The organism is Schinkia azotoformans LMG 9581 (assembly GCF_000307855.1).
Classification (GTDB): domain Bacteria; phylum Bacillota; class Bacilli; order Bacillales; family Bacillaceae_J; genus Schinkia; species Schinkia azotoformans.
The window spans coordinates 1-5,451 of sequence record NZ_AJLR01000050.1 but is presented as its reverse complement, the minus strand read 5'-3'; the positions used below and the strand labels follow the sequence as shown (position 1 = coordinate 5,451).

Sequence of the window (5,451 nt, the reverse complement as noted above, 5' to 3'; positions counted from 1 at the left end):
ATTGGTGCGAAAGTTGAGTTTATAATATCCTCTTGTTCTACAATTAGTTCATCGGATGACAAAACAATTCACCCCTTTAAAGGATTAGGTAATGGTTGGTTATTCTATATATGAGTTCCCCATCTTAAATAAAATAAGAATAAAGGCTCTAAGATATAAATTTGATTATCTTTCCACTCAAACACTTGATAGAACGCATCACTTGCTTTAATAATGGAAAATGCTTGTTCTATTGTGTTTTTTACTTTATTTCTGTCAGGTTTATCATTACTTCCTATTAGTAAATCTGTTCTCCTTTTAATTTCATCCAGGGATATACTTGTAATCGGTGGATCTTCCGCAATTGCTTTAATTAAAAGACTATATATGTCAATATTTTCACCAGTAGTTAATGCATATGTTTTTCTTTTTTGCCCCCTTGGGTTTGGCCCAGCTTCTAATTTCTTTACGACTTCACTATATGGTAGATTTACAGTGATTAAATTATATGCATCCTTGAGCACTGATTTATCAGTTATTGAATCAATTTCCTCATTTTCATCAATGTTTAAATAAAATGATAAATTAAAACAAATGGACTGCATTAATTGTGGAGATGTTAAACTTTCTTGAGCTAAATTTGTAACGATGTCGTCACTTATTTTTATTCCCAATTTATCAAACCCAGTAGTAGCAATTTCCCTTAATTCTTCAATCTTCCAAGGTTCTATCGATATTAAATTTAATCTTCCACTTAAATCAGGATTTTTTCGTATTGCATCATCTGTCCTATGGGGAAGGGATATAACAATTGCTTTCAATTCTAATCTAATCGCATCTTTTAGTTGGTAGGCAATGTCATATTGTATTTCTTCAGGTGCATAATGAAAATCATCTAAGACTAGTACTTTATTATTTTGTTTAAAATACTCTATAACTTTATCTTTGCCAGTAAAAAATTTCTGTTTAGTCGTAGTTGACCTCGTTTCAATATTGTCTGCAACTCCTGTACCTTGAGTTGTGTTAGTATTGATAAGGTCTCCTTCAATTGAAAGTCCTACTTTTTTTGCTACTACTTCCCAAAAATCATTTGCATTCTTAAAGTCTGAACCCGAGAATAAGACTCTTTTATCTATACCAACTACCTTTTCAACCAATACTGTTTTTCCTGTCTTTGAAGGACCTATGATTGAGGTCAGAAAACCAACTGTATGAAGTGCTTGCTCTAATCGATATTCATAAGTAAAACGTGTATCAAGTGATTTACGTATAACATAGGTATGTTTTGGAAAGGCTCCTGGATTAAAAACTTCATTTGACCGAACCGCTCTCATAATCTGCTTCCCCTCCCTAAAAATAGCTTAATATTAATAACATAGCCTGAATTTACACTAATTATAACATTATTACCCCTTTTTAATACCTTTTTTTACCTAAACGGTTAATTATATACCTTTTAATACCTTTTTCTTTAAAAAATGAGAAGCTCATAAACAAAAAAAGACTACTCCTACACAAAGTAGGAAGTAGTCTTTTTATTTGGGATTACATCATCCCCATACCGCCCATGCCGCCCATGTCAGGCATTTCTGGAGCTTCTTTCTCAGGGATGTCAGCAAACAACTACTTCATTTTTAAGAGGCTCTACGATAACAGAGCCTTCTAAACCAGCGTTAGCGAACATAGTACCTATACTCCTTATAATTTCCTCCACTTCGCATTTCTACCCAACCCTATAGGTTCAATGACCTGTTGTACTTTTAGTTCATTTAACACACGATTAATGGTTGCTTCGCTAACATCTGGACAAGCGTTACGAATATCTGCTTTTGTGAAATAGCCCAGTTTCTTTTCGATATAGTCATGGATTCGTTGGCTTTTTCCGCCTATTTGCGTTTCAATAATGCCGACTCGGCTTTCTAAATCTTTATACGCTGCAATAAATGTACCTAATAAATAATTCAACCATGGGAAAATATTGTTTTTATTTTCATGCCAACCGATAGAAGATGTTCTTAATGATTCATAATAATCTTCTTTCGACTCTTCAATGATTTTTTCCAAACTAATATAACGACCTACTTCGTAGCCGAATTTATACAACAATAATAAGGTCAATAATCGCGCCATTCTCCCATTCCCATCATTAAAGGGATGGACGGATAAGAAATCTAATATAAAAATACTAATTAAAATAAGAGGCTCTACATCTGTTTTCACCATTCGCTCCCTCAACTCTTCACACAATCTCTGCATCGCAGTTGGTGTTTCGAATGCAGAAAGAGGTTGAAAGCGAATACGCTTCGTGCCATCTACAAATGTTTCACTGATAACATTATCAACGTTTTTCCATCGTCCGCCTTCGATTGGATTATAACGATACAATTCTTTATGTAATTGTAAAATTACACTTTCTCTTATAGGAATAGCATCATATGAGGAATGAACAAGTTGTAATACATCTCGATAGCCAGCAATTTCACCCTCTGAACGATCTTTCAAATCAATATCATTTTGCATGATACTTTTTAATCTACTATCTGTAATAATAATCCCTTCGATGGCATTAGACGCCTTGGTGGATTGAATGACTGCTACATCTTTTAGTGTTTCTAAAATTTGCGGCGCTTGTTGTTTATATAGCTCTTGCTTACCTTTATATTCATTGATTTTAGCTATTAAATTCACTGTTTCCATCGGCATCATTAATTGCTTTAATTGTTCATATTGAAATGTTCTCATTACTTCACCTCTTGAAAAGTTAATAGTCTAATTATAATCATTTTATATACTTTATGTATATTTTCCTATAATGAATTAGTTTATGAATATGTTTATTGTAATATAGACATATTCATTCTACAAGAGATTGAGTATGTTAAAAAGTGAGATAATAATATAATATTTTTAAAAATAAATAAACGACAAGTATGTCCTGTCCTTGTCGTTTTTAATGGCTACCTCGTGTATTTAACTTTTCTCGTCAAATTATGGTTCCTCAAATACTGGAATTTGCTTCCTATACTCTTTCAATACCATTTAAATCAAAAAAGACATTCCTTGTTCTAAACGGAGCAGGACTTGTATATTGCAATCGTAATCTTTCAAAATCACTAATTCTTTTAGAATGATAATAAGGTTTATCGAACATTAATTTCTCGTCTCTAAACCAACTCGGGACCTCGATATCGTAAATTTGTAAGTAGTAATCCATTAAAGCCGTTACTTTTGTCAAATATTCCAATTCCTTATCATCGCATTGGTCTAAATCTACCGGCTCCCTTAAGCTGCCAATAAATTCCGTATCTTTTGATTTAAGCAATTCCAGAAGCTGATTTAAACTGGTATCTTCATCAGGGTACTCAAATAAAGATTTTAAATACTTATTCCCAATCATAGTCTAAATCCTCTCCCAAATATTTAATTAAATTCAGTTGTCTTTCCCCAAGAAGGCTTAATGGTACATAGTCTTTGACGATATTTATAAGTTCTGTTTTAGATGTAACTTCTAATTCCCTACATAATAAATAAGCATCAATAAAATCTTTGGCAGGTTCCGGTCTAGCCGCCAAAACCTTCATAGCCAACAATTGTTCCGCCTTAGGTTTTAATATTTTGAGGTTCGAGTATACTTTATAAGTTTCCTTGTCTTCCTTTAAAATCGACTTTAGCGGCTCCTTTATCTCTTCATTTATCCAGCCATCAGAAAGTTGAAAAACAAAGCGAACTTGGTCCAATATGTTTGCTAATAATTTTCAATTAATCTCACTAAATACACAGTCAATATCCTTCGTTGCAGGTCTATTATCATAGACCATTGTCATGATAGAGCCCCCGTAAATCGTGATCTCCAGTTGTAATTGATTCTCTTTTAATCTTTCATTTAGATAATCAAAAACCTCTAACAACTTTTTTTCTTATCCATTAATCCAATATTATTAGAATTAGTCATATTACCCCGCCTCTATCCTGAGTTTCCTTTATTCCCATTATATCATTAATACTAAGGGGAACAAAGGCACAAAAGCTTCTTCGATTACATCCAATCTAGAGCTCTCTGCAATGGGTAGCCACCTATCACTTATTAATTGTTGTTCAAATTCATCCTGGATTTTGGGCTATTTATCCCGAATCTATTGCATTGAATGCCGAATATTATAAAATTATTATTACATATTATTTTTAGTGGAATACGAAAAATTCCCCAATCAATATTTATAACAGTAACGCGGAGGCAGTTTATGAAAATTATTCGGTTTTGGTAATATTGGGAAATGTGGTTTATAAAGGTGCTGGAAAGTTTGTTTATAATGAAATGTATTGAAAATCAGGAGGAGGATCTATGCGTAACCTAGTGCTCAATTTAATTTTATTCGTAGGCATATTCATTGTATTGGTATTTTTTGATTACTATAGAGATAGTACATTTCAGTGGATTGAAAACTTAATACATACTTTATTTTTTGTTTTTATATTCGGGCTATTATCGTGGTTAACAAATAGTAAAAAAACAGAAAAATAAAACTTCATCCTTTACCGAATGGATGATTACTTTTTCCTCTTTTAGGGCTTCAAGGATTTCTCTTCTACCAAAATCCTTTTCATCAAAACTTGATGTTAATTCTTTGAGGACTGATTCTGGAACATACACTTTATCAAATAACTCTTAATTTCATTTTACCATATACCAAACCCGTTCAACCGAAAAACAATAAACGACAAGTACGCTTTTCACCTATTGTTTATAGTTGATTGACATGTGGCAGTTGTCGATTAAAATAGAAAATAAGATAAAACTATCAATATAGCCCATAATATACTAGCAATATAATTACCGTTTTTCAAAAAGTACGGTAAAAATGCTAGACCAATCGTTCCTAACATAAAAGACAAAAATAATGACCATGCCATAATCATCAACTTCCTTCGGTCTGTTCCATAAACTTATCATCAATCTATATAAAAAGATTGTATCATGAACTAACCGCAATCATAAATTAAATTTAAACAAAAAGACAACCCAAGCTTTTCGCAGGGAGTAGTCCCAGTGGACCTATTGATCGTTTATTTCTGCATTTATTATTTTCTGTTCTGATAAAATATTTCGTTACCAAATTGTGATTTTGTTATATATTGTGATGTTAGATTTAATGGCGCTATACCACTGCCCGCATAATAAGACTTTATTTCCAAAACAATGATACCTGACTTTAATGCATAATTTTGTTGATTTATATTTTTTCTAGAATCAATATCAGTGTTGAATTCATCAAGGAAATTATAGGGTTCTATTTCAGCCTTTTATAAACTACATCATTTTGTTCATTTGGATTTTGCGGCTGTTGATAATCGTTTTAAATCTGGATTTTTTCGAATTGCATCATCTGCCCTTTGGGGAAGGGATATAACAAATGCCTTCAATTCTAATCTAATCGCATCTTTCAGTTGGTAAGCAATGTCATATTGTATTTC

General features: G+C 32.3%; 5 protein-coding genes. All 5 read right to left on the bottom strand.

All coding sequences use genetic code 11. The features are described 5' to 3' along the window. Window positions 1-104: 104 nt before the first annotated feature. The 5 genes from BAZO_RS09870 to BAZO_RS22405 all read right to left on the bottom strand — a co-directional run bounded on the left by BAZO_RS09870 (window position 105) and on the right by BAZO_RS22405 (window position 3,887). A complete protein-coding gene (locus BAZO_RS09870) occupies window positions 105-1,313 on the bottom strand; it encodes a hypothetical protein (protein ID WP_004431179.1) in 1,209 nt (402 codons plus the stop codon). A 364-nt stretch (window positions 1,314-1,677) separates the two neighbouring features. Next, window positions 1,678-2,721, bottom strand: coding sequence for a Fic family protein (locus tag BAZO_RS09865; RefSeq protein ID WP_004431176.1), 1,044 nt, complete (start codon window positions 2,719-2,721; stop codon window positions 1,678-1,680). Window positions 2,722-2,998: 277 nt separating this feature from the next. Next, window positions 2,999-3,376 carry a hypothetical protein gene (locus tag BAZO_RS09860; RefSeq protein WP_004431173.1) on the bottom strand — a complete coding sequence of 126 codons (378 nt, stop codon included), beginning with the start codon at window positions 3,374-3,376 and terminating at the stop codon, window positions 2,999-3,001. Then, entirely contained in the window at window positions 3,363-3,716 is a 354-nt protein-coding gene (locus tag BAZO_RS09855; protein ID WP_004431169.1) for a hypothetical protein, read from the bottom strand. Before BAZO_RS09855 ends, BAZO_RS09860 begins: the two co-directional genes overlap by 14 nt. 18 nt (window positions 3,717-3,734) lie before the next feature. After that, window positions 3,735-3,887 (bottom strand): hypothetical protein, encoded by a 153-nt coding sequence (locus tag BAZO_RS22405; protein WP_004431166.1) that lies wholly within the window; start codon window positions 3,885-3,887, stop codon window positions 3,735-3,737. Window positions 3,888-5,451: the final 1,564 nt, after the last annotated feature.